This is a genomic window from Komagataeibacter ossonobensis (assembly GCF_057359305.1).
Window position 1 is genome coordinate 187,177 of the sequence record NZ_JBXAYQ010000003.1, and the last position, 25,312, is coordinate 212,488.

Below are 25,312 nucleotides of genomic sequence, written 5' to 3' on the forward strand. Positions count from 1 at the left end.
AGGAAACGAAAACAATGGCTGAAACAATCGCACAGCGCATCCAGGCGCAGATCGACGCCAATCCCGTCATGCTGTACATGAAGGGCGACGCCAACTTCCCGCAGTGCGGCTTCTCCGCGCGCGTGGTGCAGGTGCTCAAGCACCTTGGCGTGCCGTTCAAGACCGAAAACGTGCTGGCGGATCCCGAACTGCGCCAGGGCATCAAGGATTTCTCCAACTGGCCGACGGTGCCGCAGCTTTACATCAAGGGCGAATTCGTTGGTGGCTGCGATATCGTGACGGAAATGTACCAGACCGGCGAACTGGAAAAGCTGCTGGTGGAAAAGGGCATCGCCACCGCCGCGGCCTGAGTACGTACGCGCCATATCATGGTGGATTTGGACGGGCGGGACAGAAATGTTCCGCCCGTTTCATGTTTTGTGGACAACATCTCTTGCGTCGCGCCCGTGCTTTCGCCTAGCTTCGTGCAGGTTTGAAAAACAAGGGGGCCTGATGCGCTATAGCGACTTGCGTTTTGCTACAATGTTACTGCTTGGCGCAGGTCTTGTTGGCAGTATCGTAACCCCCGCCCATGCCCGTACCCACGCCGTGACGGACATGGAAGCCGACCGGCTGACACTGGGTGCGCTGACCGCGGCCCCGCCGCCGGTCCGGCATGTGGCCTATGCCCGCCGCGCGGGTCGTCATGGCGCCCCGGTCCTGATGGCGGCAAATCACAGCACGGCGGCCCATACGCGGCACACCATGGTCCATACCATCGTCTATCACCCGCATGGCACGATGGCCCACCATATTCACCCCACGGCGGCCCGCCACCGCACCTGATCCCGGACAGCGCCCTCAGTACTGCCTGAAGGCGTCCGGTATCCATTCCACGACATTGCCCGGCAGCACCGCGCACAGATCGAAGCGGATGCTGTCGTAAACCCAGTGCGGGTTGGCCGCGCATAAAAACTGCGCGGCGTTCGTGATGCGCGTCACCTGCGCCGGGCGGATCGCTTCTCCCGCAGCCAGCAGGGACGGGCGGGCCTTGACCTCGGCAAAGATCAGGCAGCCGTCGTGCAGCGCCACGATATCCACTTCCCCCCATCGCGTGCGGGCACGGTGCAGCAGCACCTGTCCGCCACGGGCCTGAATATCCGCGATCGCCAGCCGTTCCGCCGCCATGCCATCCGCGCAGGCCCGCCTGCCGCGCCGCTGGCGGTGCAAGGGAACAGGGGCAGCGTTACGCGTTGTCATGCTTTGTTTTTCCTGTGGCGGAGATGGGTGTGTAAAACCCGGCTGGTAGGATATAGCAGGCAGCACGACCGGGCCTTGCCGACCATGGGGGAACGCCGCGGGCCGCGACAGGATGTGCGACATGCTTCTTCATTTCCTGACCATATGGGATCTTTGCCTGCTGCTGGCGCGCGTGTCCATTATCACGGCGGTGGTGGTGCATGTGCTGCTGACCAAGCGCGATGTCGGGGCGTCCATCGGCTGGATTGGCGTGACCGTGCTCATGCCGCTGACGGGCGGGGCGCTGTACCTGATGTTCGGCATCAACCGCGTGCACCGGCGCGCGCGGCGCATGGCAGGACAGCACCCCTGGCGCAGCCGCACCATGTCATCGCAATGGCGGCGTGACGAATCCGGGGTATTCGCGCCGCTGGCTTCCATGGTGGGCAAGCTGACCGGCCGGCCGCTGCTGGGCGGTAACGCGATCATGCCCCTGCATGATGGGGACACCGTCTATCCCCGCATGCTGGATGCCATCAACGGCGCGCGGCGCAGCGTGCTGATGTGCTCGTACATCTTCCGTGATGACCGGATCGGGCGGCAGTTCTGTGATGCGCTGATCGCAGCCCACAGGCGTGGCGCGCAGGTGCGCGTGCTGGTTGATGGCGTGGGGTCGGGGTATTTCAACTGTGGCGTGGGGCGCATCCTGCATGATGCGGGCGTGCCGGTGGGGCGGTTCATGCATTCCATGCTGCCGTGGCGCATGCCGTTCATCAACATGCGCGACCACAAGAAGATACTGGTGGTGGACGGGCTGACCGGTTTCATGGGTGGCCTGAACATCGGCGTGGAAAACATTGCCGCATCCCGTCCCCGTCACCCGGTATCGGATACGCATTTTGAAGTAAAAGGCCCGATCGTCCACCAGTTGAGCGAGGCTTTTGCCCGTGACTGGGCCTTTACCCGTGGCGAGGAACTGACGGCGGACATCTACTTCCCGCGTCAGGACAGCCATGGCCCCAGCCTGAGCCGCGTCGTGACCGCAGGTCCGGACATGGATCTGGAAAAGATCGAATACACCATGCTGCAGGCCTTCACCCTGGCGCGGCGCAGCATCCGGATCATGACGCCATATTTCCTGCCCGATGACCGGTTCCTGACCGCACTTGCGCTTGCGTCCATGCGCGGGATCGAGGTCGATATCGTCGTGCCATGGCACAGCAACCATATCCTGCTGGACTGGGCGCGGTCGGCCAACCTGCCGCGTTTCCTTGATTCGGGCTGCCGGATCTGGCTGGCGCGGCCACCGTTCAACCATTCCAAGCTTATGGTGGTGGACCGGCACTGGTCATTTGTCGGCAGTTCCAATCTGGACGTGCGCAGTCTGCGGCTGAACTTTGAAATCAACCTGGAAGCGTATGACGAGGTACTGGCGACCATGATTGATGATTTCATCGCCACCCACCGCCATGTGCGCCTGACGCATCATGACCTGGACCGCCGGTCCTTCCCGCTGAAAATGCGTGATGCGGCGGCGCGGCTGTTCCTGCCTTACCTGTAGGGGAGGGGCAAATTGACAGGGGTGGGCATGCATGCCTATCATTTCATATAAGCAATAAAAGTTTCTGGGTGCCGCCTTTTTTCAAAAAGGCAGCGTCTTCCGAAGCTTTTTGAAAGCAGCGTCACCAAAAATCTTTACTACGTTCTATCAACAGATTTCCCTGAAGCAGTTCCTTATGGCCATGCCACATATGGCGCGTGTCGCATGTTCCTGATCCTGCCATTATGCGCAGCCTATAGCGTTTTCCTGCTGTGTTTCTGGTCCTGCGGCATCATGCACCTGTCCACCGCGTGGGAAGGCAGCATGCTGTGCGGGTTTTCGGCGCTGTTTTTCCTGCTTGCGCTGTTTGCCCTGACCGGACGCCCGCTGCCCGAACCCTTTTTTGACGGCCGGTTTTTCCTGACCCTGCACCGCTGGCTGGCATGGCTGTTTGTCGGGTGTGTGGCGCTGCATGCCGGGATGGTCATATGGGTTGATCCGCAGACACTGTACGATCTGTGGCCATCGGGCGCGCCCGGCATGCAGTTCGGTGCCGCGGCGGCGTTAATGGCGGTCATCACGCCATGCCTTGCATTGCAGCGCGTGCGGCGTGGGCTTTATACGACGGCGGCGATGTTCCGCCGGTCACATGCATTGCTGGCGATGGCGGTGCTGGGGGCTTCGGTCTTTCATGTCGTGGCGACGCGGGTGCATGTGGTCCGGTGGTGGCAGGTCTGGATGTGCATCGGGATTGCCGTGGTCGCCTGCGTGCTGCCCGTGGGGGAACGCTGGCTGCTGGCGCGTATGTCCGCCCGCCACGACGGGCGCAGGCGGCGGCTGCATACGGCGTATCTGGCCCGCAGGCTGGCAGGCATCATGCTGTGCGTGGGTGTGTTCGAAACGGTGGTGTTCGTGTTATGGCGGCATTAACCCTGCGGCGCGCGATGGCGCCCGTGCTGACGGTTGTCGGGCTTGCGGGGCTGTTCGCCCTGCTGGTGGCAGGGCACCGGATGACGGTCGCAACGGGGCAGGACATTCCCCTTGTGTTCCACCACCGCGCGCATGGTGGCTATAACTGCGTCACCTGCCACCATGATTTCCTAAGGCCGGTGGTAACGCCGGCAACACACCGCACCTGCATTGCCTGCCACAAGGAAACGCCGCAACTGGCCCCCATCATCCGTGACCAGTTCCATGAACTGTGCGAAAGCTGCCACCTGAACCTGCAGCAGCAGGGACGGCAGGCAGGACCGGTGCATGAATGCCGCGACTGCCATGCCCACAGGCCCGACATACCGGCGCATGGGCGGCTGTTCTGACCGGCAGGGTCAGCGCATGGGTCTGAGCAGGACGGAAATGGGGCGGTGGTCGGATGCGTAATTCTCGATCACGTGGCGTTCGACACAGGTCAGGCCGCGCACAAGGCAGCGGTCCAGCCGGATGGGCAGCATGTCGGCCATGCGGTGCGTCGGTTCGCGTGGCCCCACGTCATGGAAATGCCGGATCAGGGCGGGGCCGACCTGGTTGAAATCGCCCAGGATGGCGGCCTGATGCGGCAGGATCTGCACGACGCGGCGCAACTGCCTGCGGTTGAGCAGCTGCCCGTGCGAAAGGTGGACATTGGCCACCGTCACCGTTCCGCAATCGACAATCTGGGCCACGCGGCGGATCAGCGTGCCCGCGGGCAGGGTGCAGGTCAGCGGCTGGCGGCGGTAGGGCCACGGGCTCCAGCATGCCAGCCCGTGTATGCGGCCGGGCAGGGGGGAGCGTGCGTAATGCCCGCCGATCAGCGTGGGCAGGGTGTCGATTTCCACCGTCGCTTCCTGCATCAGCATGAGGTCGGGCCGTTCGGTGCGGATCAGGTCGATCACGTCGCGCACCGTCGCCCCGATGCGGCGCAGCAGGTTCCAGCTGACGATCTTGATCGCCTCGCCCTCACGCTCGGGCGGGGTCAGGTCCATCTGTGGCGGCGTGCCGTGCCGGGGTTGGATGGAGGGCAGGCGAAGGTAGGGGCGCGCTAGGGTCATGGTTCGATAAACGGCTCGCGTATCTCATCAGGAATGGGGTCTTTGGACCGGGGATCACCGGCAGCGAATTCGGCAGTCAGGGTATAGCCCACGCCAATCAGCACGGGCCCAAGGAAAATGCCCAGGCCCCCGAAGGTCAGCACGCCCCCCAGCACGCCCAGCACCGTCAGCAGGTAGGGCATCTGCGCCCCGCGCGCGATGAACATGGGCCGGATGACATGGTCCGCCCCCGATACGATGATCGTGCCATACAGCAGCAGGAAAATACCCCAGCCCGGATGATGGGTCAGCAGCAGGAACACGGCGGCGGGAATCCAGATCAGCGGCGCGCCGATCGGCAGCACCGCGACAAAGGCGGTGACAGCCCCCAGCAGCACGGGGCTGGAAATACCCGCGATGGCGAAACCGATGCTGGTCAGGATGCCCTGGATGATGGCGGTGCCAAGAATGCCGTACACCGTGCCACGTATGGTCCGGCCCACGATGCGCAGGATCCGGTCGGCGTACACGCCCGCGATCCTGCGCACCACGGCGACAAAGGTATCCCCCAGCGCATCCCCGCCCAGCCAGAAGAAAAAGGAAATGAACAGCGCCATGGCCAGGTGCGCCAGCCCGCTGGCCAGCTGCATCATGCCGGTCAGGATCGATTGCCCGATGCGCCCGGCATAGGGGCGCACGATCTGGTCTATGCTGCCGATATCAACCGACCATTTCTGCCATTTTTCAACAATTTCAGGGCCGAAATGTGGAATATGCGCAATGCGCGCGGGCAGTGGCGGCAGGTGCAGCGTACCCACCGCGTCCACCATGTACTGCAGTGTCGCCGGGACATCGGCAATGCCGTTGGATACCACGGCGGCCAGCGGCACCACCAGCACCAGCGCGCACAGCACCGTCATGATCAGGGCCGCGGGCAGCAGCGACATGTGCCGCCGCAGCCGCATGAACACCGGCCACGTGGAAAAGGTCAGGATCGCAGCCCACAGCAGGGCGGTCATGAACGGATACAGGATCAGGACGCAGCCGAATGCGATCCCCCCCAGCATCAGTCCCATCATGATACGTTCGACCATAACGGTGGCCTATCCCCTCCTGCCATTAAACGAAAGACAAATGTTCAGGACTTTCGTTCCCTTGCCGTATGCTGCACCTTATTGTGCGACACGCAATTCCTAAACACCGGGAGAAGGTATGCATCCGCTGATTTCAGCCACCGACCTGGCACAGGCCATCCAGCATGGCGACATCCTTGTGCTCGATGCCTCCATGGCGCTGCCGGGACAGGCCTTCGACCCGCAGCAGCGTTTTGCCAATGCCCATATCGCCGGTGCCGTGCGGTTTGACATCGACACGTTCTCCGACCCGGATTCCCCCCTGCCGCACACCATCCCCGGTCAGGCCCGCTTCGCCCGCCTTGCGACCGAACGCGGCATGGCGAACACGAAACACATCGTTTTCTATGACCAGGACGGCATGGCATGTGCCGCGCGCGCATGGTGGCTGACGCGCCTGTTCGGCCATGAACGGGTGCAGGTGCTTGAAGGCGGGCTGGCCGCGTGGAAAAGCGCTGGCCTGCCACTGGAAAGCGGCCCGGACCTTGCCGCCCCCGCGCCGTTTGTCAGCCGCCCGCGCTACGGTCGGCTACATGGGACGGGCGACGTGCTGGATATCGTGCAGGGCCGCCTGCCGGGGCTGATCCTGGATGCGCGCAGCCGGGGCCGGTTCGAAGGCCGCGACCCCGAACCCCGCGCCGGGATCGAATCCGGCCACATGCCCGGCGCGCGCAGCCTGCCCTATACCGAACTGCTGGATGACAATGGCCGCTTCCTGCCGGTTGACGCGCTGAAGGAAAAATTCGCCAGCCTTGGCGTGACCGACGGCACGGCCGTGACATGTTCATGCGGCAGCGGCATGACCGCGTGCATGATCGCGCTCGCGCTGGTCAGTATCGGGGCCGGCGCGGGGGAACCCGCGGTCTATGACGGGTCATGGGCGGAATGGGCGTCCACGCCTGATTCGCCCATCGTGTGCGGCGCGTAAGGGCGGACGATATGACCGATCCCATGGCGCTGGTGCCGCCTGACCTGCTTGAACGCGTCGTGCGCGGCTGGCGCGACATGTCCACGCGGCTTGTCCAGATGGGGCGTGATGCGCCCGAAGGCGACAGGGGCGTATTCGTCAATCCCGCCGCCGGGCGCGGGTCCACCGTGCTGTTTTCCAGTCTGGAGGCCATGGACCGCGCCGGGCATGGCCGCTACGGGCCGGAACTGATTTACGGCGCCATGGGCACGCCCATCCAGCACAGGCTGGAAGCGGTCATTGCCGAAATCGAGGGCGGCACCCAGGCGCAGGTCGTGCCATCGGGGCTTGCGGCCTGCACGCTGCCGCTGCTGACCTACCTGCAGGCGGGGAATCACTGCCTGCTGTCCGATTCCGTCTATGGTCCCACCCGGCGCTTTGCCGACAGGGTGCTGCGGCGTTTCGGGGTGGAGGTCACCTACTTTCCCCCCATGGCGGGCGAAGATGAAGTGCAGGCGCTGGTGCAGCCCAATACCCGCCTGATCTTTGCCGAAAGCCCCGGCAGCCATTCGTTCGAGGTGCAGGATGTGCCCATGCTCGGCCGCCTTGCCGCCCGCGCGGGGGCCACGCTGGTGGTGGACAACACATGGGGCATCGGCCTGTTCAACCCGTTCGCGCATGGGGCGCATGTCTCGGTGCAGGCGCTGACCAAATACGCGGCGGGCCATTCCGACACCATCATCGGCGCGGTCACGGTGGCGTCGGATGCGCACTGGCGGCCATTGCGCGACACGGCGATACAGGCGGGGCAGACGGCGGGGCCGGATGACTGCTGGCTGACCCTGCGCGGGCTGCGCACCATGGGCGCGCGGCTGGAACGCCAGGCGGCCACCGCGCTGGGGGTGGCGCTGTGGCTGCAGTCCCGGCCCGAGGTGCATCGCGTGCTGCATCCCGCCCTGCCGTCCTGCCCGGGGCATGAATACTGGGCGCGGGATTTCAGTGGCGCGTCCTCGCTGTTTGGCGTGGTGTTTGACGCGGGCTTCACGCAGGCGGACCTGACCGCCATGATTGATGGCCTGCAGCATTTCGGCATTGGCGCGTCATGGGGCGGGTACGAAAGCCTTGTGCTGCCCACCACGGGCGGGATCTCGCGTTCCTGCCCGTCGGTTACCGGTGCGGGGCCGGCCTGCAGGCTGCATGTGGGGCTGGAGGCGGGCACATTGCTGGTGGCCGATCTGGCGCGTGGTCTGGATGGCATGTCTGCCGCCCGCGCAGGGCGGGGGACCGGCTGACGTAGATCAAGGTTGCGACGGGGCAGGGATGGGACACTTGGCCCACACATGATGCCCCCCGCCCGGCCATGCCGGCCGGGCGGGGGGCGCAGGAATGGTGGCTCCATGGCCGGGGCCATGACATCGGAACGGAAGGTGCAAGATGGCTGGAAAGATGAAGGCTGCGGTTGTACGGGAATTCGGCAAGCCGCTGACGATCGAGGAACTGGACATTCCGCAGATCAACGCCAACCAGATCCTGGTCAAGGTCGATGCCTGCGGCGTCTGCCATACCGACCTGCATGCCGCCCGTGGCGACTGGCCCACCAAGCCCAGGCCCCCGTTCATTCCGGGGCATGAGGGGATCGGCCATGTGGTCGAGGTCGGCAGCAACGTCAACTGGATCAAGACCGGAGACGTGGTGGGCGTGCCGTGGCTGTATTCGGCCTGCGGGCATTGCGAACACTGCCTGGGCGGGTGGGAGACCCTGTGTGAAAAGCAGGAGGACACCGGCTATTCCGTCAATGGCTGCTTTGCCGAATACGTGGTGGCCGACCCCAATTACGTTGCCCACCTGCCCAAGGACATCGACCCGATCAAGACGGCCCCCGTGCTGTGCGCGGGGCTGACGGTGTACAAGGGCCTGAAGATGACCGATACCCGGGCCGGGGAATGGGTCGCCATTTCCGGCGCGGGGGGGCTGGGGCAGATGGCCATCCAGTACGCCGTGGCCATGGGCCTGAATGTTGCGGCGGTGGATATCAGCGATGAAAAGCTGGCGGAAGCCCGCAGACTGGGCGCGCGCGTGACCGTCAATGCACTGAAGCAGGATCCCGTCGCGTATATCCGTGAACAGACGGGCGGCACGCATGGCGTGCTGGTCACCGCCGTGTCGGACAAGGCGTTCAGCCAGGCGGTGGGGTACGCACGGCGTGGCGGCACGGTGGTGCTGAACGGCCTGCCGCCCGGTGACTTCCCGCTGTCCATCTTTGACATGGTCATGAACGGCACGACCGTGCGCGGGTCCATTGTCGGCACGCGGCTGGACATGATCGAAGCCATGTCCTTCTTTACCGATGGCAAGGTCACGACGGTGGTCAGCCCCGACAGGCTGGAAAACATCAACACCATTTTCGACAATCTGGAGCACGGCCGGGTGCAGGGGCGCGTGGTGCTGGATTTCCGCAACGGGGCGTAAGGCAACTCCGCGTTGCCGGGTGCGTTTGGCATACAGACACGGCATGGACGTCCGGTGCGTCCGTGCCCGCATCTGACAAACCATTTAGGACAGGTAAGGTAATCATGAAAAAGACGCTGATTCTGGCAGGGCTGTGCGCAACCGGACTGAACGTGGCAACCCTGGCCCCGGCATTGGCGGATGCCTGTGACGGCGTTACGGATCATGCGGAATGTGAAGTACGCCTGAAGTCACACGAAACCAGCGCGGAAACCCGTGAAAAGGCCCATGAAGCGCACGAAAAGGCGGCGGAAAAGACCGACAATGCCAAGGACTGGGGCAACCGGACCGGCAAGAAGCTGGACAAGTGGGGCCATGATACCAAGGGCGACATGAGCCAGTTCTTCACAGGGCATCGCTGATTGAAATAATATACTGATAAAACAGGAAATTTTTTGGGTATCGCCTTTTTAAAAAAAGCGGCGTTTTCTGAAGCTTCCTGAAAAAAGCTTCACCAGAAACTTTTCATATGGTTGCCGGACATTTTTGCGGGGATACCAGCGCGTGCATGGCCCCGGTTCGTCCGGGAAACATGAAAAAAAAGGGGGGGCGGTGCCAGATGGTACCGCTCCCTTTTATGCATTCACGCCCTGCGATCAGGAATGGTGGTGATCGCCTGCCTCATGCTCGCGCCAGCCTTCTTCCAGCGTGTGAAGGAAGGTCTTGAAATGCTTCTTCACCTCGTCAGGGGAAGCCTTTTCCATCACGTCCTTTTTCGCGGCCGTCAGGGTGGCGGCGGCGTGGATCAGGGCGGCGTGGATGACGTCTGTCGGTTCTTTGGCCATGTCGGCAGTCTCCCGTTGGGTTGATGGGCAGAGGATGAAAGATGCCACGGTGGCTGGCAACCATTGCCCCTGCATGACTGCCGTTCCCTGATACCCCTTGAAACCGTGCCGGAACGAAACGGGGGAACCCCGGACAGTATCCACCGTTGAAAGGCTTCAACACCAACCTGATGGGATAAGATATGTTTTTCAGGCGTACCGCACTGGCCCTTGCCACCACGACTGTCCTCGCCCTGCCGCTTGCGGCGCAGGCGGAACCGGGGGGCTGCGTAAAGGGGGCCGTCGCCGGTGGCGTGGCGGGGCATTTCGTTGGCAGTGGCCATGGCAAGGGCGGGGCGGCGGCCGGTTGTGCCGCAGGCATGGCGCGACGCCACCATGCGCGCAAGGAAGCGCGTGAAAACCAGCAGCAGCCACCCGAAAATGGCCCGCCCGAAGGGGGAGCGCAGTCCGCGCCGCCGCCCAGTAACGGTGGTCAGTAAGAGGTCAAAGTAAAAGTTTTTGGTGAAGCTTTTTTCCCAAAAGCTTTGGAAAACGCCGCCTTTTTTGAAAAAAGACGGCACCCGAAGACTTTTATCACCTTTTATCATCCGTCATGGCACGGACCGGACGGATGATGCCCCCATGGCCTGCGCGAAACACATGGTCAGCATGTTGTGCGGGTCGGGGTTGATACCCACGAAAATAATGTCCTTGCGCACATAAAGCAGTTTGTGCCGTGGCCCCATCGTGACGCGGGGCAGGACAACCGGCTGGTCACGCGCCACCTGTTCGCGGGTGCTGGCCACCCGGTCGTGGCTTATGCGCGCCAGACGCACAAAATCGGGCACCACAATGGCCATATGCATGACAGCCAGCCCGGCACAGCCCGACGCCACGACCCGACTGAAAACCGGCCCGACGGGACAGGTAAACAGCAGGCAGGTCAGGTAGCACACCAGCAGCACGCTGGCGGGAAAGGACACCCGCGCGGCCAAGGCTTCACGTGGGAACATGATCAGCAGCGCCATATAGGCCAGCGCCAGCCCGACAAACCATATCCCGTGCCCCGCGCGCAGGCTGGCGGAAAACGGCACCTGCCGCCGGCCCAGGAACAGGCCGATACCGATCACCGCCACAAATGGCAGCCAGAACGGGTCAAACAGGCTGCCAAGATTGCCCAGCAGCCCATCCAGCCGGTCCATGACCGGACTGGGCGTCATGGTGCGCATGCGCACATAGTTGCCCGGCGCGATCCCCAGCACCAGCGTGCCCAGCCCATGGCTGCACAGCAGTGGCCATGGCGCGCGCTGGCCCCGCTTCCACGCCCGCACCGCGTCCCCTGCCAGCATCAGTGTCAGCAGCAGCGAAAGCGGTTCAAGGAACGTGGCGATCAGGAAAGTGGCGACATGCTGCGCCATGTTCATGTCCGTGCGGCGCGACAGGATGCGCGACAGCAGCCACGTTTCCCCCGCGACAGGCCACAGATAGCCAATGGCCCCGGTTTTCCACAACGCGACCTCGCCAATGGTGCGCGGCAGCCACCATAGCATGAGGAACACAAGCAGGTACTGCGCCACCCCGTCCCGCCAGCGGGCAGGGGCGGGCTGGCCCGTCGCCGCACGACACATATGCACCACGACACGGACCAGAAAGGTGAAGATGCCCGCATTCACCACCGCAAAGGCCGCAAGTGACCCATAGGGACGCAGGTCCAGCACGAAAAAGGTTACCAACGTGGTGAACCACCGTCCCGTCCAGAAATTGTAATTGCCCCAGACAATCCGCACGATGGTGGTGGGGTTGAACGGCATGGTGCGGCAGTAATCATCCGCCCATAGCGGCGTGATCCAGTTGGCCCACAGCAGGAAAGCAAAGCACAGCGCCAGCCCGACCCGTTCACCGGGTTCGGGGCGGGGGGGAATGCATGCGGGTGGTTTCATTCGATGCTGGGCCTCTGCCGGTCCGGGGTTCGGTTCCGCCATGACGGCGCGGTCCCTACGGAAAAATGATACGCTCCGGCCCCGGGCCGTTCGCGCAATTGATCCGTAATTGGGGTTGTATCATGGATCGCTGCCGTCGCATCGCCTATGAATCCACCCTGACCGGCCCCGTCAATCACGATCATGCCGGAGATCAGGGGATAGAGCCACGTGTTACAGCCTGCCGATCGATCCGTCGCCCCCCCGCATGGCGCGGCGCCTGCCACCCCGGCCTCCGCCGGGTCGCCCCCGCCGTCCCCCGGCGCGGGCGGGGGGGCTGCGCGCGCGGCCCTGACCACGGCCAGCGCGGGGTTGCTGGTGGGGCTGGATACCGGCCTGATCGCGGAGGCGCTGGGCTTCATCGGCCATGATTTCCATGCCTCCGCCCGGGCGCAGGAATGGGTCGTGTCGGTACTGATGGTGGGCGCGCTGCTGGGATCGGGGGCCGCGGGGGTATTTTCCAGCCGTTTCGGTCGCAGGCTGGCGCTGGGCACGGCAACATTGCTGATCGGGCTGGGGGCGCTGTTATGCGCCACGGCGGGCCTGATCGGGCAGATCATGCTGGGGCGGTTCCTGATCGGGATGGCCATTGGCATCTGCACCTTTACCGCGCCGCTGTATATTTCCGAACTGACGACGGGGCGCATGCGCGGCACCATGGTCACCACCTTTTCCATGCTGCAGTCGGCGGGCATCCTGCTGGGGTACCTTGCTGGCGGCATCCTGTCGGGCGGGGGGCACTGGCGGCTTATGGTGGGGCTGCCGGTCATTCCGGCGGCGCTGCTGTTCATGGGGTGCGCGTTCCTGCCATCCAGCCCGTCATGGCTGGCGGCCAAGGGCCGGTTCGAGGAAGCGCGCAAGGTCCTGCGCAGCCTGCGCGGGGATGAAGTGACGGCGGACCGGGAACTGGATGACATCCGCCGCGAACTGGGTGCGGGCAGGCCGGTGGGGGGCTTCACCCTGCTGCGGACCAGACCGTTTTTCCGCCGCTCCGTCGCCCTGGGTATCGGGCTGCAGGTCATGCAGCAGCTGACCGGCATCAATGTGGTGATGTATTACGCGCCCAAGATCCTGAAAGGCGCGCATTTCGGGACATCCGCCGCCGCATGGGCCACCGTCATGGTCGGCGCGGTCAACGCGGTCGTGGGCGTGCTGGCCATCTTCATGGTCTCGCGCTGGGGGCGCAGGCCGCTGCTGGTGACAAGCTGCGTCATCATGGCGGTGGCACTGGCGGCCGCAGGCGTGATCGAGGGGATGCACCTGACCGGACTGGGCGCGGTGCTGGCGCTGGTAGCCGCCCTGCTGGTGTTCGTGGCGGGGTTTGGCATGGGGGCCGGGCCGCTGGTGTGGACCCTGTGTTCGGAAATCCAGCCGATCGAGGGACGGGACTTTGGCGTCGCCTGTTCCACACTGGCCAACTGGGGCATGGACTGGGCGGTCAGCAACACGTTCCTCAGCATCGTGGCGGTTGCCGGGGCGGGCTGGACCTTTGCCGGGTTCAGCGTGATGAACGTGGTGTTCGTGCTGTTCACGCTGGCCCTGGTGCCCGAAACCCGTGACGTGCCGCTGGATGTGATCGAACAGCATCTGGAGGCCGGTCGCCCGCTGCGTGAAATCGGGCGTTAGGGCCGAAATAATCCATTGAGGAATAATAAAAGCTTCCGGGTGCCGCCTTTTTTCAAAAAGGGCGGCATATCCAGAAACTTTTTGAAAAAAGCTTTACCAAAAACGTCTTTATGATTGCGTGGGACACCTCAAGGGGTAGTCCTCGGCCTAGAAGCCGCGCATTGCCCCCCGGCTGTAATGCAGCAGCATCGATCCCACCGCGGCCATGTGCGTGCCAGCACCCAGCACGACCATCACATGCCACAGCGCGTTGGAAAACGGCATGTTTTCACGCATGTAGAACACAACGCCGATACAGAAGAACACCAGCCCCAGCACGATCAGGAAAAAGACAGGCGCCGGCAGCGTCCACACCAGCGGGTCGGGACACAGAAAGAAAACCCACGCAACACACAGATAGGGCACGACATGGAACCGGCGCGACCATGTGAAGAAACACATCTTGGCCAGCACGCCGGTCCCGGCCATGGCCCATAACAGGGCGCAGAACCACACACTGCCGCGACCCCGGCCACCCAGCAGGATAAACGGGGTATAGGTCGCGGCGATGGCGACGAAGATTACGGACTGGTCAACACGCTGCAACCCGCCCTTGAGCCAGCATGACGGGCAGAAATTATACGCAGCCGAGGACAGGCACGTCGCCAGTATCGCCCCGCAGTACAGCAGCGTCACCCCGGATTCCAGTCCCGAATGGGACAGCATGGCGGTATGCACCAGCCACAGCACGCCATACCCCAGCCCCACCACGCCGATGATATGCACCAGCAGGTCGGCAGCCCGTTCGGACAGGGAATAGATGGGAAAACGCGTGCGGGTGTTCATGGCGGCGGAAAATACTCCTTATTTTTCCGCAGGTCCGATCCCATATAATGAATAAGTCTGTTTCTATATATGCAAAAAAGATCATGCATGCGTTAGGCCTCCGGCAGGCCGGATCCGTCACCCGTCCCGTCGGCCCCCGCGGGTCATACAGTCCACGCCACATGATGGGGTGGTTGATCCATGTCCGGCATGAAGGTTGCGCGGGCAGGGGATTATTTCAGGACAGCCCGTTGACGGGAAATAAAAAAGGCATCAGGTTGCTATCTTTACTTAAAAACTCCACCTGAGGCATACTAAAAACAGTACAGAATTTCTTGGTGAAGCTTTTTTAAGGCTTCAAGAGACGCCGCCTTGTTTCAAAAAGGAGGCATCCAAAAACTTTTTAAACGCCCGGCAACGGGACGAACCGGGGAACGCAGGCGCATGCAGGCGCCCGACATCCCCCGGTCCCGGACCTTAGCGGGCCGTGCGCTCGCCCTTGACGTGGCTGCACAGGGTCTTGATTTCGGCCACCGTGATGCCTTCGGGGTTGTGCTGCGCCTTCCTGGCGATTTCATGTTCGGCTTCGGTGGCGTGGCCATGTTCCTTGGCGACGTGCTGGCCCAGTGCGATCACTTCTTCCCTGGTCAGCAGCTTGGGTTCCTTCTGGCCCTTGTCCGCCAGCTTGTGCATGTGTTCGCGTGCGGCGGCGGTGGGTTTGTCGGTCATTATGGGCAATCCTGTCTGAATGATGCGCGATATGCGCGTGCATGGATGATATAACGCATGGCAGGGCAGGAAAACCAATAGGGTACACATGCCCTTGCGTCATATTTCACATATCTGGTCAGTCACCCCGCGCCGTAAAAGGGGGATACCAGAAGGGACAGACATGCCAGACCCCACCGACCATACCCCCGACAGCGCGCTTGCGCGTCTTGCCCCCACCATGGCGCTGACGGGCCAGCAGCAGGCGCTGAAGGCGGAGGTCATGGCCTTCTGCCGCGCCCATCGGGCGGATGACCACGCGCTGTTCATCATCGAAGGGGACGCGGGTACGGGAAAGAGTCTGCTGCTCAATTCCCTGTTTACCGCCATACAGGATGCGGCGCGCGGACGCGATGCGCATGACCCGCTGCATGGCAGCCGCAACTGGCTGCTGGTCAACCACCCGGAAATGATCAAGCTGTACCGCAACATTTCCGAAACCCAGCCCTGCCTGCGCAAGAAGGATTTCGAACGCCCGACCACCTTCATCAACCAGATGCACGACCGTGATGGCCGCGCCGATATCGTGCTGGTGGATGAGGCGCACCTGCTGCTGACCCGCAGCGATCCGTACAACCGGTTCCGGCAGGATAACCAGCTGGCGGAAATCATCCGCCATGCCCATGTCGTGGTCATCATATTCGACGCGTATCAGGTGCTGAAGTTCAAGAGCCTGTGGAACGACGCCACACTGGCCCGGCTTGTAGCGGGCTATCCGGTCGTGACCCGCAGGCTGGACCAGCAGTTCCGCGTGCATGCCCATGCGGATGTCATGGCATGGATCCACGCCCTGCGTGACGGCAGGCTGTTGCCATTACCCGCCCCGCAGCCCTTTGATTTCCGTATCTTTGACGATGCGCAGGCCATGTATGAAGCCATAAGGCAACACAATGCGCGGTATGGCCTGTGCCGCATGCTGGCGACGTACGATTACCCCTATACCCTGAACGGGCAGGACCATTTCATTACCGAGGGACGTTTCCACCTGCGCTGGGACCGCGCCATGCCGCAGGCGCGCCTGCCATGGGCGGAACGGCCCGATACGATTGATGAGGTCGGTTCGGTCTATACCATACAGGGGTTCGACCTGAATTACGCGGGCGTGATTCTTGGCCCGTCCGTGACCTATGACCCGGCGGCCGACCGGATCGTGATCGACCCGTCACGGTATGAGGACAGGGCCGCCTTTACCGGGCGGGACGGCGTGGACAACCCGCAGGTGGTGATGGAACGCATCATCCTCAATTCCATCAACGTGCTCATGACACGCGGGGTGAGGGGGCTGTACATCCATGCCAGCAACCCGCAGCTGCATGCCCGGCTGGCAGCGTTGTGGAAGGCCCGTGCGCTGGCCCCGGTGGGGGCGGATGCATGTCCGGACCAGACGGGAATGTCATGAATGCGGGCAATCAGGTGAGATTGTTATAACACTCAACGGGCCGCACGCCTGATGTGCGAAGGCCCGTTTTTGAAACGGTGCGCAGATCAGGGAAAGGTTTTTTCAAAAAGCTTCAAGGAGCGCCGCCCTTTCTGAAAAAAGGCGGCACCCGGAAACGTTTATCCCGAAAACAGCCTGTCAGCCGCGCTGGCCCAGACGCTGCAGGTACGGCAGGATTTCAGGGCCGGATTCAATGGCGTGGCCCAGCACGGTTTCAACCAGCGTCGCCAGCTTCGTGGCATCAAGCCCGGCAAGGGTCACGCTGAGGTCATGCTTCTGGGAATCGGACAGGCCGGGGGCCTGGATGATGCGCCGTTCAATGGCCGCCTTCATGGCGTCCGTGGTGAAGGGCATGTCGATGATCTGGTCTTTGCTCATGGCCGTCATTCCTGAATGGATTAGGTAATGCGGCCATCGTACGGGTTGCCGGTTTCCCGGCAACCTCCATGCGCGCGATGCGGTTATGCGTTTGTCAGCATGAATGCAGTATGGGAGATTCAGCCTTGTTCGGACTGGTCCATGGCCGCCATGCGGTGCAGGCGGGCCGTCTGGGAAAAGCCCCGCATTTCCTGCGCGATGCCCTGGCGTTCCAGCCGCCGCAGGCCCGTGGCATAGCCGATTTCCTGTTTCAGTTGGCCCAGCAGCATGTTGGTGCGACCGCTAAGCATCGTCTTGAAACGATCCATGTCAGACCTTTCATCCATTGGAAAGAATGCTGCGCCATGCGCATGGCAGACAACAGCATGATGCATGTGCACATGCAACAATTAATGCATACCTGACAAACATTTAATGCATGATGATGGCCGTCACGCCCGCCCGCATGACCCGTCCGGCCATGCCCGCACCCGTATTTTGCGCATGTGCCTGCTCCCGCCCGGTATCCGGTGCCGTGTGATGGGCGACTGGCATGCAGGGCGGTTCCATGTCATTATTTTATCGAAATGATACTTTTGGAAAGTTACCGATCTATGCGCAAAGTCATGGCCTTGCTTGCCTTTACCGCCCTTCCGGCCCTGCTTCCCCCCATGGCGCACGCGGACGTGGTGCCACACCCGCAGGCCGATGCCCAGGCACTGGACCTTGCGGAAAAGGCGATTGCACTGCGTTCGGTGGCCGGGCCGGAGAACAGGACGGCGGATGTGGCCAAACTGTTCAGCAAGGCGCTGGTGGCCGGTGGTTTTTCCAAAAAGGACATCCAGATCGTCCCGGTCGGCAAAACCATGTACATGACCGCCACGTGGCATGGCACCGACCCGTCGCTCAAGCCGCTGGTGGTGCTGGGCCACATGGACGTGGTGGAGGCGAAACCCGCCGACTGGAAGCGTGACCCGTTCACCCCGGTGGTGGAGGATGGCTACCTGTTCGGCCGCGGGGCCACGGACATGAAGCTGGATGACACGCTGGCGATCGCCTCCCTCATCGAACTCCGGCGCGAGGGCTACAGGCCGAAGCGCACGATCATCCTCGCCTTCTCCGGGGATGAGGAAACGGACATGCGCAGTGGCGCGGCCCTGGCGGACAGGCTGTCCGATACGGGCATGGTGCTGAATGTCGATGGCGCCGATGGCGTGCTGAACGAACAGACCGGCAAGCCGGAATATTTCGCATGGGCGGCGGCGGAAAAGACCTATGACGATTATGAACTGACGGTCACCAATCCCGGCGGCCATTCGTCTGAACCCCGGGCCGACAATGCAATCGCCGAACTGTCCGCAGCCCTGTCGCGTATCCAGAAATACCAGTTCAAGCCGGAGGAAAACGACATTACCCGCGCCTATTTCGAGGGGGCGGCCAGGCTGGAACCGGGCAGGCTGGGTGCCGCGATGAAGGCGTTCGCCGCCAACCCGGCGGATAAAAAGGCGATTGCGACCCTGTCGGCCGATCCGTCCATGGTGGGCAAGATCGGCACGACCTGCGTCGCCACGATGGTGAACGGGGGCCATGCGCTCAACGCCCTGCCGCAGCGGGCGACGGCCAACATCAACTGCCGTATCTTCCCCGGTCATTCCAAGGCCGACATCATGGCCGAACTGCAGAAGGTGGTGGCCGACCCGAACGTGCAGGTGCGCGACGTTTCGGCCGGGTCGGTCGCGACCGATGCCTCCCCCATGGACAAGGGCTTCATTGACGCGGTGACCAAGGCGATCCACGGCGTCTATCCCGGCCTGCCGGTCATCCCGTCCATGGAGGCAGGGGCATCGGACAACATGTGGTTCCGCGCCCATAACGTGCCCAGCTACGAAGCCAGCCCGCTGTTCATCAAGCCGTCGGAAAACTTCATGCATGGCCTGAACGAACGCACGCCGGTGGCCGCCATCGCGCCGGGCGTGGACTTCCTGCTGTCCATCATTCCCGATCTGTCCAACTGACCTGACCGCCGGGGCGTGCCTGCGCCCCGGTGATGGCTAACCTGCGTGGGGCAGGGGGCAGGCCCGCCGTGTTTCTGATAGGGCTGGAGCCATGTCCCGAACCATGCAGGAAGCCGTGATGCCGACAACTGTTCTCCATTCGCCCGATGATGTGCGCCGGATGCTTGCCGGTGGCGACGCGGTCGTGATCGATGTGCGCGACCGCAAGGATTTCGACGCAGGCCACATTCCGGGCGCGGTCAACATGCCCGATATCTTCACCTACCTGGCGGAAACCACGCAGGACGGCCTGCACACACTGCAGCAGACATTCGCCAGCCTGTTCGCGGATTACGGGCTGGATGGAAAAAAGACCGCCATCATTTATGAAGATGCCCTGCATACCCGCTATGGCGCGTCATGCCGGGGGTACTGGATCCTCAGCTACCTTGGCTATCCCGCTGTCGGCATTCTGGATGGCGGGCTGAGCGCATGGCGCAAGGGGGGCGGGGCACTCACGACCGAAACCATCACCCCTGTGCGCACCACATTCCCGCTGCATATCAATGCCGGGCTTATGGCAACCTATGAAGACGTGCGCGCAGCCCTGGGGGCGCCCACGGTCAGGCTGCTGGATAACCGTGACCGGGTGGAATGGCTGGGTGACAGTTCGTCGCCCTACGGTGTCGATTTCGCCCCGCGCAAGGGCCGTATACCGGGTGCGGTGTGGATCGAGTGGTATGATTTCATGAAGGTCACCGACAATCACGCCGCCTTCCGCAGCACCGATGAAATCCGTGCCCTTGCCGTCAGCCGTGGTCTGCGGCCCGATGATGACATCATCATCTACTGCTTCAAGGGCGCGCGGGCGGCCAATACCTATGTCGCGCTGGCTTCCGCCGGTTTCAGCCGCTTGCGGATCTACATGGGATCGTGGAACGAATGGTCCCGCAATCCCGCCCTGCCGATCGAGGACGGCCTGCCCAGGGCGGCCGCCCCGTATCGCGGCGACTGATCGCGCCGGGAATGGGGCGGGGCGCGCTTCAGGCGCGGCCCGCGGCCCCCTGTGCGGTAAAAGAAGTTCCCGGTGAAGCTTTTTCGAAAAGCTTCGGAAAATGCTGCCTTTTTGAAAAAGGCGGCACCAAAAAACCTTTATTTATCAATTGATTGTTTCGCGGTTATTAGGTCCGGTCCATGTCGGGCTGGTGACAGTGGTGGTGACAGTGCTGGTGGCTGGCGCGCGGTTGGTCAGCAGGTACCATGCAACCGCCACCAGCACGATGGCCCCGCCACCCATGACCGCCCCGGTCGGGCGTTCGCCGTAGAAGAGCCAGACCCATAACGGGCCAACGGGCACGTCAAGCAGCGAGATGAACCCGGTCTCGCCCGACGATATCAGCCGGCTGCCCTTCAGCAGCAGCATATACGCCAGTCCCATCGTCATGGTGCCGAACAGGGCGCAGGCCAGCATGGACTGGAACGGCGGGATGCCGGGCCGCATGACGGGAATGGCCACCAGCATGCAGATCCCTGACATCAGGGTGATGATGATGGTCATGTCCAGTGATGGGTAACGCTTCACCTGCACCAGCTGTATTGCAAAGCCGGTCGTCATGACCAAGGCCGCGCCAAGGCCCAGCAGGTCACGCGGGCTTGCCGCCGCCCGCCCCATGATGGCAATGCCCGCGATTGCGATCCCGCCCGCCACAAGGAAGCGCGTGGTGACCCGTTCACCCAGCCACACGAAGGCAATGCCCGTGGTGATGAAGGGCAGGGCGGCATAGATGATCATGACATTCGCCACGGTCGTCATCCGCAGGGCCATGACATAACAGATGGCCGATCCCACCGACACGGCAACGGTGAACACCCCCGGCCACCCCTGCCGCAGGATGACGCGCCCCAGCGCCCGCCGGTACAGCACCACGGCAAAGCCCCCGAGGGTCACGAAGGAAAAGAACGAGCGCCACGCCACGATGGTCCATGTGTCCAGGTGGCTCATCCGCACGAACAGGCCCGCCGTACTCCACAGCAGGGCGGACAGTGCGACGAGGGCAACGCCGACAGTGCGGCTGTGAAGGCGATCCATGGCGGCTCCGGAGGCTGCTGCGCGTCACGTATATCCGATGATCGTGGGGGTAGCCATTGCCAGACCGCAACATTTTGGCATGCCAACCCTGCTGCGACAGCATGCATCCGGGACGGACGCTGCGGACCGGTCGGCCCGGTCGCCGGAAAGGGATATCGGCCGCAGGCGGATGGTGTGCATGGTAATTTATGATATCGTAACGATCGCGATGCCAATATCGGAAGGATCGGGCAAAGTGTACATGCGCAATTCATTTTACGTGATCGCCTGCCTTGCAACCGCGACGCCTGCAATGGCCGCCCCCGCCAGCCAGCCCCTGCGCGCCGCGGTAACCGCGTCAACCCGCACCCCCGATCTGGTGGCGCGCGACGGGGCGCGGCATCCGTATGAACTGCTGTCGTTCTATGGTGTCACGCCACGATCGACGGTGGTGGAGATATGGCCGGGCGGCGGCTACTGGACTGAAATCCTGGCGCCGCTGTTGCGGGACAAAGGCGTCTATTATGCTGCGATGGGCGTGCCGGACGGGACGGAGGTCGAGCGTGAATATGCCGACTGGCCCGCGGCGATGAAGGCCCGGATCAATGCGCATCCTGACCTTTATGACCGTATTCATTATACGCAGTTCGGGCACGCGCATCCTGACCTGGCGCCAACGGGCACCGCCGACGTGATCCTGACCTTCCGCAACCTTCATAACTGGATGCAGGACAAGGATGCGCCCGAACTGCTGGCGGCTGTTCACAAGGCGCTCAGGACCGGCGGTATCTTCGGTGTCGAGGATCATCGCGCCCGCCCGACCAGGCCACAGGACCCCGATGCCGCAAGCGGCTATGTCCGGCAGGATTACGCAATCGCGCTGATCGAACGCGCCGGATTCAAACTGATCGGCACATCGGAAGTCGCGGCCAATCCCAAAGATACGACGGACTGGCCCAAGGGGGTCTGGACGCTACCGCCCACCTATGCGCTTGGCGCTGTCGATCATGCAAAATATCAGGCGATTGGTGAGGGCGACAATTTTGAACTGAAGTTCCGCAAGGTCGATTAGGTACTGGCACCGTGGGAGGCAAGGCCGTGCGTACGTCCACCGGCATGAAACTGGTCGCCATCACGGATAATGGGCAGCGCCGCGACATCACCACGAAGCTTGATGGGGCAGGCAACATTGACGGTGGCGCTGAAAGCCCGGCCTGCATGACCTATCGTGGCGCGTCATGCTCGTTCAATTTCATAACCGCGATGCCCGTGATCTGAAGGGCAAAAGCCACCGGGCGGCAGGACGCCGCGTCAGTGCGGCCCCCTGCATCGTCAGCCAACCGCCCCGATAACGGGTATCCAGTCCGGGGCAGGGCGTCTGACAGACAATCAATCGGGTCAGTCAAGGCAGAGGCATATATCGTGCTGCCCTGCCGGCATGACCTGAACATGAGATCACGGCGTTACCGGCCACCATGTGCGTAAAGCCCACCAGAAACAGCGGGCACACAATGCCGCAACAAAGGCCACTCGTTATCGTTTAGAGCAGGAGAGTGCTAAACAGGGGATCGCAGAGTGCTAAAACAGCTTGTGACAGACCCGTATGATGGTCCTGAAAAAGTCTAAAAATGTAAGGGAAATCAATCCTAACGCAGATGGTAGCGGTGGACGGATTTGAACCGCCGACCAAGGGATTATGATTCCCCTGCTCTACCGCTGAGCTACACCGCCATCGCGTTAGGATGAGTGCGGAATACCCGCGCTGTCGGGGCAAGTCAACCCGTGTTTTGGAAACCGGGATGAAAAGATCCGAAAACCCCATTGATTTGTCACGCCCCCCCAACAGGGGGTACTACTGGTGACCCCGCCCATAATCCGTAAACAACCCGGAAAGGCTATGCATCCTTCGTGAAAACAGAATTCCTGGCGCTCCTGACCAAGATCCGGCACCTCTTCGGGTGGCTGCCGGGACTGCTGTCCTCCGTACTCATGCTGTGCGTGGCGGGACTGGTGGCGGAGATGTTCAGCCGGTTCATCACGAAACTGATCCTGCGCATACCGGGGCAGAAACGCGGGGCGTTCGTGCGCTCCTTCACCATGGCCATGCAGCGCCCCGTGCGCATCATGCTGGTGATCATGTTTGTCGGCACGGCACTGCCGGTATCGGGCCTGCCCTATGACATCATGCAGGCCACCACGCATACGCTGGTGGTGCTGTTCGTGCTGATGCTGGGTTATGCAGCCGTGGTCGCCACGCGCATCCTGTCCGATGCATATCTCAAGCGGATCAATGGCAAGGATGACAAGGACGACATCCTGCTGCGCACCCACATGACGCAGGTGCGTGTACTGCGACGCACGACCGACCTGCTGATCGGCCTGCTGACCGTGGGCGCCGCGCTTATGACGTTCGAGCCGGTGCGGCAGTATGGTCTCAGCCTGTTCGCGTCCGCCGGTGCGGCGTCACTGGTGGTCGGTCTTGCGGCCCGCCCGCTGCTGACCAACCTGTTCGCGGGCATGCAGATCGCCATGACACAGCCCATCCGCATGGAAGACCTCATCATCATCAATGGCGACTGGGCGTGGGTGGAGGAAATCACCTCCACCTATGTCGTGCTGCGGGTATGGGACTGGCGGCGGCATATCGTGCCGATTTCGTATTTCCTGGAAAATACGTTCCAGAACTGGACGCATAATTCTGCGGCCCTGATTGGCGTGGTGTTCCTGTATGTCGATTTCAACGCGCCCATGGACCGCATCCGTGAACGCCTGCGCGAAATCGTGCATTCCGCCCCGTTATGGGACGGTAAGGAATTCGCGGTACAGGTGGCGGACTGCAACGCCCATGTCATGACGATCCGCGTGATCGCCAGTGCGCGTTCAGCCATGCAGAGCTGGGACCTGCGGTGCGAGATCCGTGAACAGATCCTCGCCTTCCTGCGTGATGAATGCCCCGAGGCCCTGCCGCGTGACCGCATATCGCACGTGGCGTCGGTGTCGGGGCTGGATGTGATGGGCGATCCGGGCATGCTGTCGCCGCCCGTCAAACGTCCGCCGCCCGGTGCCTATACAGGCCCGCGCAGCGGCACGAGCGGCGGCGGCATGAGCATGACCGACGGCGGTCAGGGCCACGGCTGACCACGTCCCTGAACCATAAAGACGTTTTTGGGGAAGCTTTTTTCAAAAAGCTTCCAACAATGCCGCCTTTTTGAAAAAAGGCGGCACCCGAAAACTTTTATTATTTTTTATCAGTCAGCTATTTTCAAACAGCCTTTTGTCAATTTTTCAGAACGACAGGTAAACGAACGCGGCCGCGCCGGCTGCGATGCAGTACCAGCCAAACGGGCGCAGCGCCCAGTCTTCATGGTCGCGGAAATAGCGCATCAGGATACCGGTGCAGACCAGGGCAACGACACCGGCCACGATGGATGCGATGATCGCCATGTGCATCTGTTCGGGCTGGGGCGGGGCGTGGCGCAGTTTCAGCGCCTCCAGCACGGTGGCGGCCAGGATGACCGGCTGCGCCATGAGAAAGGCGAACCGTGCCGAGTTTTCATGCGACAGCCCGCGCAGCAGGCCCCCCACGATACACGCCCCCGAACGCGACAGGCCGGGGAAGAAGGCCAGGCACTGGAACAGGCCGATCACCAGGGCTTCCCCGAAACCCAGGGAGGCGAGCGATCTGTTGCTGGTGGACAGCAGCCCCGCGCGCATCCGGTCCACCAGCAGCAGCATGACGCCGTTTAGCGTCAGGAAAACCGCCGCATACCGCGCCGTGCCGAACAGGCTGCGGATGGCGTGTTCACACAGCCCGCCAATCACCACGGCGGGAATGGTAGCGACAACCAGCAGCGCAAGGATGCGGATGCTGTCCATCTGTACGTTGACACCATGGCGCCCGACTGCCCCGGTGAACAGCGCCACCCAGTCGCGCCAGAAAAAAACCAGCAGGGCCGCGCATGTGCCCAGATGCAGCATGACCAGCAGGGGCAGGAACATTTCCCCATGCAGGTCAACGGGCCAGTGCAGCAGGGCGGGCACGATGGCCGCGTGCCCCAGACTGCTTATGGGAAACTGTTCTGTGGAACCCTGAATGATTGCAATGATAATAGCTTGAATGAGTGTCATTGTCCGCCCGTCCATGACGCAGTAGGATGAAAAGATAAGGCAAGGCATAGCGCTGATCCCACATCGCCCGTCAT

General features: G+C 62.5%; 29 protein-coding genes and 1 tRNA gene. 17 read left to right on the forward strand and 13 right to left on the reverse strand.

All coding sequences use genetic code 11. The annotated features are described in order from the left end of the window. Positions 1 to 14 precede the first annotated feature (14 nt). Both grxD and AC1RQ9_RS04870 read left to right on the forward strand, forming a co-directional pair. Positions 15 to 350 (forward strand): Grx4 family monothiol glutaredoxin, encoded by a 336-nt coding sequence (gene grxD / locus AC1RQ9_RS04865; protein ID WP_193732208.1) that lies wholly within the window; start codon positions 15 to 17, stop codon positions 348 to 350. A 142-nt stretch (positions 351 to 492) separates the two neighbouring features. Next, positions 493 to 825, forward strand: a complete 333-nt coding sequence (locus AC1RQ9_RS04870; RefSeq protein ID WP_193732207.1) for a hypothetical protein — start codon at positions 493 to 495, stop codon at positions 823 to 825. A 15-nt stretch (positions 826 to 840) separates the two neighbouring features. On the opposite strand, the gene AC1RQ9_RS04875 is transcribed toward AC1RQ9_RS04870, so the two are convergent. Further along, on the reverse strand, positions 841 to 1,239 hold the full coding sequence (locus tag AC1RQ9_RS04875; RefSeq protein WP_485985803.1) for a YraN family protein: 399 nt from the start codon (positions 1,237 to 1,239) through the stop codon (positions 841 to 843). A gap of 121 nt (positions 1,240 to 1,360) precedes the next feature. Here AC1RQ9_RS04875 and AC1RQ9_RS04880 point away from each other — a divergent pair, with 121 nt between their 5' ends. The 3 genes from AC1RQ9_RS04880 to AC1RQ9_RS04890 all read left to right on the forward strand — a co-directional run bounded on the left by AC1RQ9_RS04880 (position 1,361) and on the right by AC1RQ9_RS04890 (position 4,077). Further along, positions 1,361 to 2,779, forward strand: a complete 1,419-nt coding sequence (locus tag AC1RQ9_RS04880; protein WP_485985804.1) for a phospholipase D-like domain-containing protein — start codon at positions 1,361 to 1,363, stop codon at positions 2,777 to 2,779. Between the two features lie 204 nt (positions 2,780 to 2,983). Then, a complete protein-coding gene (locus tag AC1RQ9_RS04885) occupies positions 2,984 to 3,688 on the forward strand; it encodes a ferric reductase-like transmembrane domain-containing protein (RefSeq protein ID WP_485985805.1) in 705 nt (234 codons plus the stop codon). Then, positions 3,676 to 4,077 carry a cytochrome c3 family protein gene (locus AC1RQ9_RS04890; protein ID WP_485985806.1) on the forward strand — a complete coding sequence of 134 codons (402 nt, stop codon included), beginning with the start codon at positions 3,676 to 3,678 and terminating at the stop codon, positions 4,075 to 4,077. Before AC1RQ9_RS04885 ends, AC1RQ9_RS04890 begins: the two co-directional genes overlap by 13 nt. Before the next feature lie 9 nt (positions 4,078 to 4,086). Here AC1RQ9_RS04890 and AC1RQ9_RS04895 read toward each other — a convergent pair whose 3' ends face one another. Both AC1RQ9_RS04895 and AC1RQ9_RS04900 read right to left on the reverse strand, forming a co-directional pair. After that, the gene (locus tag AC1RQ9_RS04895; RefSeq protein ID WP_193732204.1) at positions 4,087 to 4,785 is read right to left on the reverse strand and encodes an endonuclease/exonuclease/phosphatase family protein; all 699 of its coding nucleotides are present in this window, start codon (positions 4,783 to 4,785) and stop codon (positions 4,087 to 4,089) included. After that, positions 4,782 to 5,858, reverse strand: a complete 1,077-nt coding sequence (locus tag AC1RQ9_RS04900; protein WP_193732203.1) for an AI-2E family transporter — start codon at positions 5,856 to 5,858, stop codon at positions 4,782 to 4,784. Before AC1RQ9_RS04900 ends, AC1RQ9_RS04895 begins: the two co-directional genes overlap by 4 nt. Before the next feature lie 118 nt (positions 5,859 to 5,976). Between AC1RQ9_RS04900 and AC1RQ9_RS04905 the strand changes: the two genes are divergently transcribed. From AC1RQ9_RS04905 to AC1RQ9_RS04920, 4 genes are all read left to right on the forward strand, one after another. Further along, positions 5,977 to 6,825 (forward strand): sulfurtransferase, encoded by an 849-nt coding sequence (locus tag AC1RQ9_RS04905; RefSeq protein ID WP_193732202.1) that lies wholly within the window; start codon positions 5,977 to 5,979, stop codon positions 6,823 to 6,825. An 11-nt stretch (positions 6,826 to 6,836) separates the two neighbouring features. Beyond that, positions 6,837 to 8,096 (forward strand): cystathionine beta-lyase, encoded by a 1,260-nt coding sequence (gene metC, locus AC1RQ9_RS04910; RefSeq protein WP_485985808.1) that lies wholly within the window; start codon positions 6,837 to 6,839, stop codon positions 8,094 to 8,096. Between the two features lie 142 nt (positions 8,097 to 8,238). Next, entirely contained in the window at positions 8,239 to 9,273 is a 1,035-nt protein-coding gene (gene adhP / locus AC1RQ9_RS04915; protein ID WP_193732200.1) for an alcohol dehydrogenase AdhP, read from the forward strand. Between the two features lie 104 nt (positions 9,274 to 9,377). Then, the gene (locus AC1RQ9_RS04920) at positions 9,378 to 9,674 is read left to right on the forward strand and encodes a hypothetical protein (protein WP_193732199.1); all 297 of its coding nucleotides are present in this window, start codon (positions 9,378 to 9,380) and stop codon (positions 9,672 to 9,674) included. Positions 9,675 to 9,908: 234 nt separating this feature from the next. On the opposite strand, the gene AC1RQ9_RS04925 is transcribed toward AC1RQ9_RS04920, so the two are convergent. Further along, positions 9,909 to 10,097 carry a hypothetical protein gene (locus AC1RQ9_RS04925; protein ID WP_193732198.1) on the reverse strand — a complete coding sequence of 63 codons (189 nt, stop codon included), beginning with the start codon at positions 10,095 to 10,097 and terminating at the stop codon, positions 9,909 to 9,911. A gap of 182 nt (positions 10,098 to 10,279) precedes the next feature. On the opposite strand from AC1RQ9_RS04925, the gene AC1RQ9_RS04930 reads away from it, so the two are divergent. Further along, a complete protein-coding gene (locus AC1RQ9_RS04930; protein WP_485985809.1) occupies positions 10,280 to 10,576 on the forward strand; it encodes a hypothetical protein in 297 nt (98 codons plus the stop codon). Between the two features lie 111 nt (positions 10,577 to 10,687). Here AC1RQ9_RS04930 and AC1RQ9_RS04935 read toward each other — a convergent pair whose 3' ends face one another. Beyond that, entirely contained in the window at positions 10,688 to 12,058 is a 1,371-nt protein-coding gene (locus AC1RQ9_RS04935; protein WP_485985810.1) for a DUF6056 family protein, read from the reverse strand. Between the two features lie 168 nt (positions 12,059 to 12,226). Between AC1RQ9_RS04935 and AC1RQ9_RS04940 the strand changes: the two genes are divergently transcribed. After that, on the forward strand, positions 12,227 to 13,681 hold the full coding sequence (locus tag AC1RQ9_RS04940; protein WP_485985812.1) for a sugar porter family MFS transporter: 1,455 nt from the start codon (positions 12,227 to 12,229) through the stop codon (positions 13,679 to 13,681). A gap of 147 nt (positions 13,682 to 13,828) precedes the next feature. Here AC1RQ9_RS04940 and trhA read toward each other — a convergent pair whose 3' ends face one another. Together trhA and AC1RQ9_RS04950 are read right to left on the reverse strand one after the other, a co-directional pair. Continuing rightward, on the reverse strand, positions 13,829 to 14,506 hold the full coding sequence (gene trhA, locus AC1RQ9_RS04945) for a PAQR family membrane homeostasis protein TrhA (RefSeq protein ID WP_485985814.1): 678 nt from the start codon (positions 14,504 to 14,506) through the stop codon (positions 13,829 to 13,831). A 456-nt stretch (positions 14,507 to 14,962) separates the two neighbouring features. Next, complete coding sequence (locus tag AC1RQ9_RS04950) at positions 14,963 to 15,214, reverse strand: hypothetical protein (RefSeq protein ID WP_485985815.1); 252 nt, start codon at positions 15,212 to 15,214, stop codon at positions 14,963 to 14,965. A 163-nt stretch (positions 15,215 to 15,377) separates the two neighbouring features. On the opposite strand from AC1RQ9_RS04950, the gene AC1RQ9_RS04955 reads away from it, so the two are divergent. Continuing rightward, positions 15,378 to 16,652 (forward strand): DUF2075 domain-containing protein, encoded by a 1,275-nt coding sequence (locus AC1RQ9_RS04955; RefSeq protein ID WP_485985816.1) that lies wholly within the window; start codon positions 15,378 to 15,380, stop codon positions 16,650 to 16,652. A gap of 177 nt (positions 16,653 to 16,829) precedes the next feature. Here the strand turns inward: AC1RQ9_RS04955 and AC1RQ9_RS04960 are convergent, their stop codons facing one another. The 3 genes from AC1RQ9_RS04960 to AC1RQ9_RS04970 form a co-directional block, all read right to left on the reverse strand. Continuing rightward, positions 16,830 to 17,069 carry a hypothetical protein gene (locus AC1RQ9_RS04960; protein WP_193732191.1) on the reverse strand — a complete coding sequence of 80 codons (240 nt, stop codon included), beginning with the start codon at positions 17,067 to 17,069 and terminating at the stop codon, positions 16,830 to 16,832. Between the two features lie 119 nt (positions 17,070 to 17,188). Next, positions 17,189 to 17,377, reverse strand: a complete 189-nt coding sequence (locus AC1RQ9_RS04965; RefSeq protein WP_227672512.1) for a CsbD family protein — start codon at positions 17,375 to 17,377, stop codon at positions 17,189 to 17,191. A gap of 103 nt (positions 17,378 to 17,480) precedes the next feature. Beyond that, positions 17,481 to 17,603, reverse strand: a complete 123-nt coding sequence (locus tag AC1RQ9_RS04970; RefSeq protein ID WP_256431441.1) for a hypothetical protein — start codon at positions 17,601 to 17,603, stop codon at positions 17,481 to 17,483. A 59-nt stretch (positions 17,604 to 17,662) separates the two neighbouring features. On the opposite strand from AC1RQ9_RS04970, the gene AC1RQ9_RS04975 reads away from it, so the two are divergent. Together AC1RQ9_RS04975 and AC1RQ9_RS04980 are read left to right on the forward strand one after the other, a co-directional pair. Continuing rightward, a complete protein-coding gene (locus AC1RQ9_RS04975; protein ID WP_485985817.1) occupies positions 17,663 to 19,063 on the forward strand; it encodes a M20/M25/M40 family metallo-hydrolase in 1,401 nt (466 codons plus the stop codon). Between the two features lie 91 nt (positions 19,064 to 19,154). After that, positions 19,155 to 20,057: a sulfurtransferase gene (locus AC1RQ9_RS04980; protein WP_485985818.1), complete on the forward strand. Its 903-nt coding sequence runs from the start codon at positions 19,155 to 19,157 to the stop codon at positions 20,055 to 20,057. Between the two features lie 144 nt (positions 20,058 to 20,201). On the opposite strand, the gene AC1RQ9_RS04985 is transcribed toward AC1RQ9_RS04980, so the two are convergent. Then, positions 20,202 to 21,131, reverse strand: coding sequence for a DMT family transporter (locus AC1RQ9_RS04985; RefSeq protein WP_485985819.1), 930 nt, complete (start codon positions 21,129 to 21,131; stop codon positions 20,202 to 20,204). Positions 21,132 to 21,309: 178 nt separating this feature from the next. Here AC1RQ9_RS04985 and AC1RQ9_RS04990 point away from each other — a divergent pair, with 178 nt between their 5' ends. Then, positions 21,310 to 22,182 (forward strand): class I SAM-dependent methyltransferase, encoded by an 873-nt coding sequence (locus tag AC1RQ9_RS04990; protein ID WP_485985820.1) that lies wholly within the window; start codon positions 21,310 to 21,312, stop codon positions 22,180 to 22,182. Positions 22,183 to 22,208: 26 nt separating this feature from the next. Beyond that, positions 22,209 to 22,388 (forward strand): hypothetical protein, encoded by a 180-nt coding sequence (locus tag AC1RQ9_RS04995; RefSeq protein WP_485985821.1) that lies wholly within the window; start codon positions 22,209 to 22,211, stop codon positions 22,386 to 22,388. Between the two features lie 378 nt (positions 22,389 to 22,766). On the opposite strand, the gene AC1RQ9_RS05000 is transcribed toward AC1RQ9_RS04995, so the two are convergent. Then, a tRNA-Met gene (locus tag AC1RQ9_RS05000) sits at positions 22,767 to 22,841 on the reverse strand. A 177-nt stretch (positions 22,842 to 23,018) separates the two neighbouring features. Here AC1RQ9_RS05000 and AC1RQ9_RS05005 point away from each other — a divergent pair. After that, entirely contained in the window at positions 23,019 to 24,248 is a 1,230-nt protein-coding gene (locus AC1RQ9_RS05005) for a mechanosensitive ion channel family protein (protein ID WP_485985823.1), read from the forward strand. 147 nt (positions 24,249 to 24,395) lie between these two features. Here the strand turns inward: AC1RQ9_RS05005 and AC1RQ9_RS05010 are convergent, their stop codons facing one another. Continuing rightward, positions 24,396 to 25,238 carry an undecaprenyl-diphosphate phosphatase gene (locus AC1RQ9_RS05010; protein WP_193732184.1) on the reverse strand — a complete coding sequence of 281 codons (843 nt, stop codon included), beginning with the start codon at positions 25,236 to 25,238 and terminating at the stop codon, positions 24,396 to 24,398. Between the last annotated feature and the right edge of the window lie 74 nt (positions 25,239 to 25,312).

Coding starts and splice junctions, on each gene's coding strand:
- grxD (WP_193732208.1), top strand. CDS start 15: ATGGCTGAAACAATCGCACAGCGCATCCAGGCGCAGATCGACGCCAAT.
- AC1RQ9_RS04870 (WP_193732207.1), top strand. CDS start 493: ATGCGCTATAGCGACTTGCGTTTTGCTACAATGTTACTGCTTGGCGCA.
- AC1RQ9_RS04875 (WP_485985803.1), bottom strand. CDS start 1,239: ATGACAACGCGTAACGCTGCCCCTGTTCCCTTGCACCGCCAGCGGCGC.
- AC1RQ9_RS04880 (WP_485985804.1), top strand. CDS start 1,361: ATGCTTCTTCATTTCCTGACCATATGGGATCTTTGCCTGCTGCTGGCG.
- AC1RQ9_RS04885 (WP_485985805.1), top strand. CDS start 2,984: ATGTTCCTGATCCTGCCATTATGCGCAGCCTATAGCGTTTTCCTGCTG.
- AC1RQ9_RS04890 (WP_485985806.1), top strand. CDS start 3,676: ATGGCGGCATTAACCCTGCGGCGCGCGATGGCGCCCGTGCTGACGGTT.
- AC1RQ9_RS04895 (WP_193732204.1), bottom strand. CDS start 4,785: ATGACCCTAGCGCGCCCCTACCTTCGCCTGCCCTCCATCCAACCCCGG.
- AC1RQ9_RS04900 (WP_193732203.1), bottom strand. CDS start 5,858: ATGGTCGAACGTATCATGATGGGACTGATGCTGGGGGGGATCGCATTC.
- AC1RQ9_RS04905 (WP_193732202.1), top strand. CDS start 5,977: ATGCATCCGCTGATTTCAGCCACCGACCTGGCACAGGCCATCCAGCAT.
- metC (WP_485985808.1), top strand. CDS start 6,837: ATGACCGATCCCATGGCGCTGGTGCCGCCTGACCTGCTTGAACGCGTC.
- adhP (WP_193732200.1), top strand. CDS start 8,239: ATGGCTGGAAAGATGAAGGCTGCGGTTGTACGGGAATTCGGCAAGCCG.
- AC1RQ9_RS04920 (WP_193732199.1), top strand. CDS start 9,378: ATGAAAAAGACGCTGATTCTGGCAGGGCTGTGCGCAACCGGACTGAAC.
- AC1RQ9_RS04925 (WP_193732198.1), bottom strand. CDS start 10,097: ATGGCCAAAGAACCGACAGACGTCATCCACGCCGCCCTGATCCACGCC.
- AC1RQ9_RS04930 (WP_485985809.1), top strand. CDS start 10,280: ATGTTTTTCAGGCGTACCGCACTGGCCCTTGCCACCACGACTGTCCTC.
- AC1RQ9_RS04935 (WP_485985810.1), bottom strand. CDS start 12,058: ATGGCGGAACCGAACCCCGGACCGGCAGAGGCCCAGCATCGAATGAAA.
- trhA (WP_485985814.1), bottom strand. CDS start 14,506: ATGAACACCCGCACGCGTTTTCCCATCTATTCCCTGTCCGAACGGGCT.
- AC1RQ9_RS04950 (WP_485985815.1), bottom strand. CDS start 15,214: ATGACCGACAAACCCACCGCCGCCGCACGCGAACACATGCACAAGCTG.
- AC1RQ9_RS04955 (WP_485985816.1), top strand. CDS start 15,378: ATGCCAGACCCCACCGACCATACCCCCGACAGCGCGCTTGCGCGTCTT.
- AC1RQ9_RS04960 (WP_193732191.1), bottom strand. CDS start 17,069: ATGAGCAAAGACCAGATCATCGACATGCCCTTCACCACGGACGCCATG.
- AC1RQ9_RS04965 (WP_227672512.1), bottom strand. CDS start 17,377: ATGGATCGTTTCAAGACGATGCTTAGCGGTCGCACCAACATGCTGCTG.
- AC1RQ9_RS04970 (WP_256431441.1), bottom strand. CDS start 17,603: ATGCCAGTCGCCCATCACACGGCACCGGATACCGGGCGGGAGCAGGCA.
- AC1RQ9_RS04975 (WP_485985817.1), top strand. CDS start 17,663: ATGCGCAAAGTCATGGCCTTGCTTGCCTTTACCGCCCTTCCGGCCCTG.
- AC1RQ9_RS04980 (WP_485985818.1), top strand. CDS start 19,155: ATGTCCCGAACCATGCAGGAAGCCGTGATGCCGACAACTGTTCTCCAT.
- AC1RQ9_RS04985 (WP_485985819.1), bottom strand. CDS start 21,131: ATGGATCGCCTTCACAGCCGCACTGTCGGCGTTGCCCTCGTCGCACTG.
- AC1RQ9_RS04990 (WP_485985820.1), top strand. CDS start 21,310: ATGGTAATTTATGATATCGTAACGATCGCGATGCCAATATCGGAAGGA.
- AC1RQ9_RS05010 (WP_193732184.1), bottom strand. CDS start 25,238: ATGACACTCATTCAAGCTATTATCATTGCAATCATTCAGGGTTCCACA.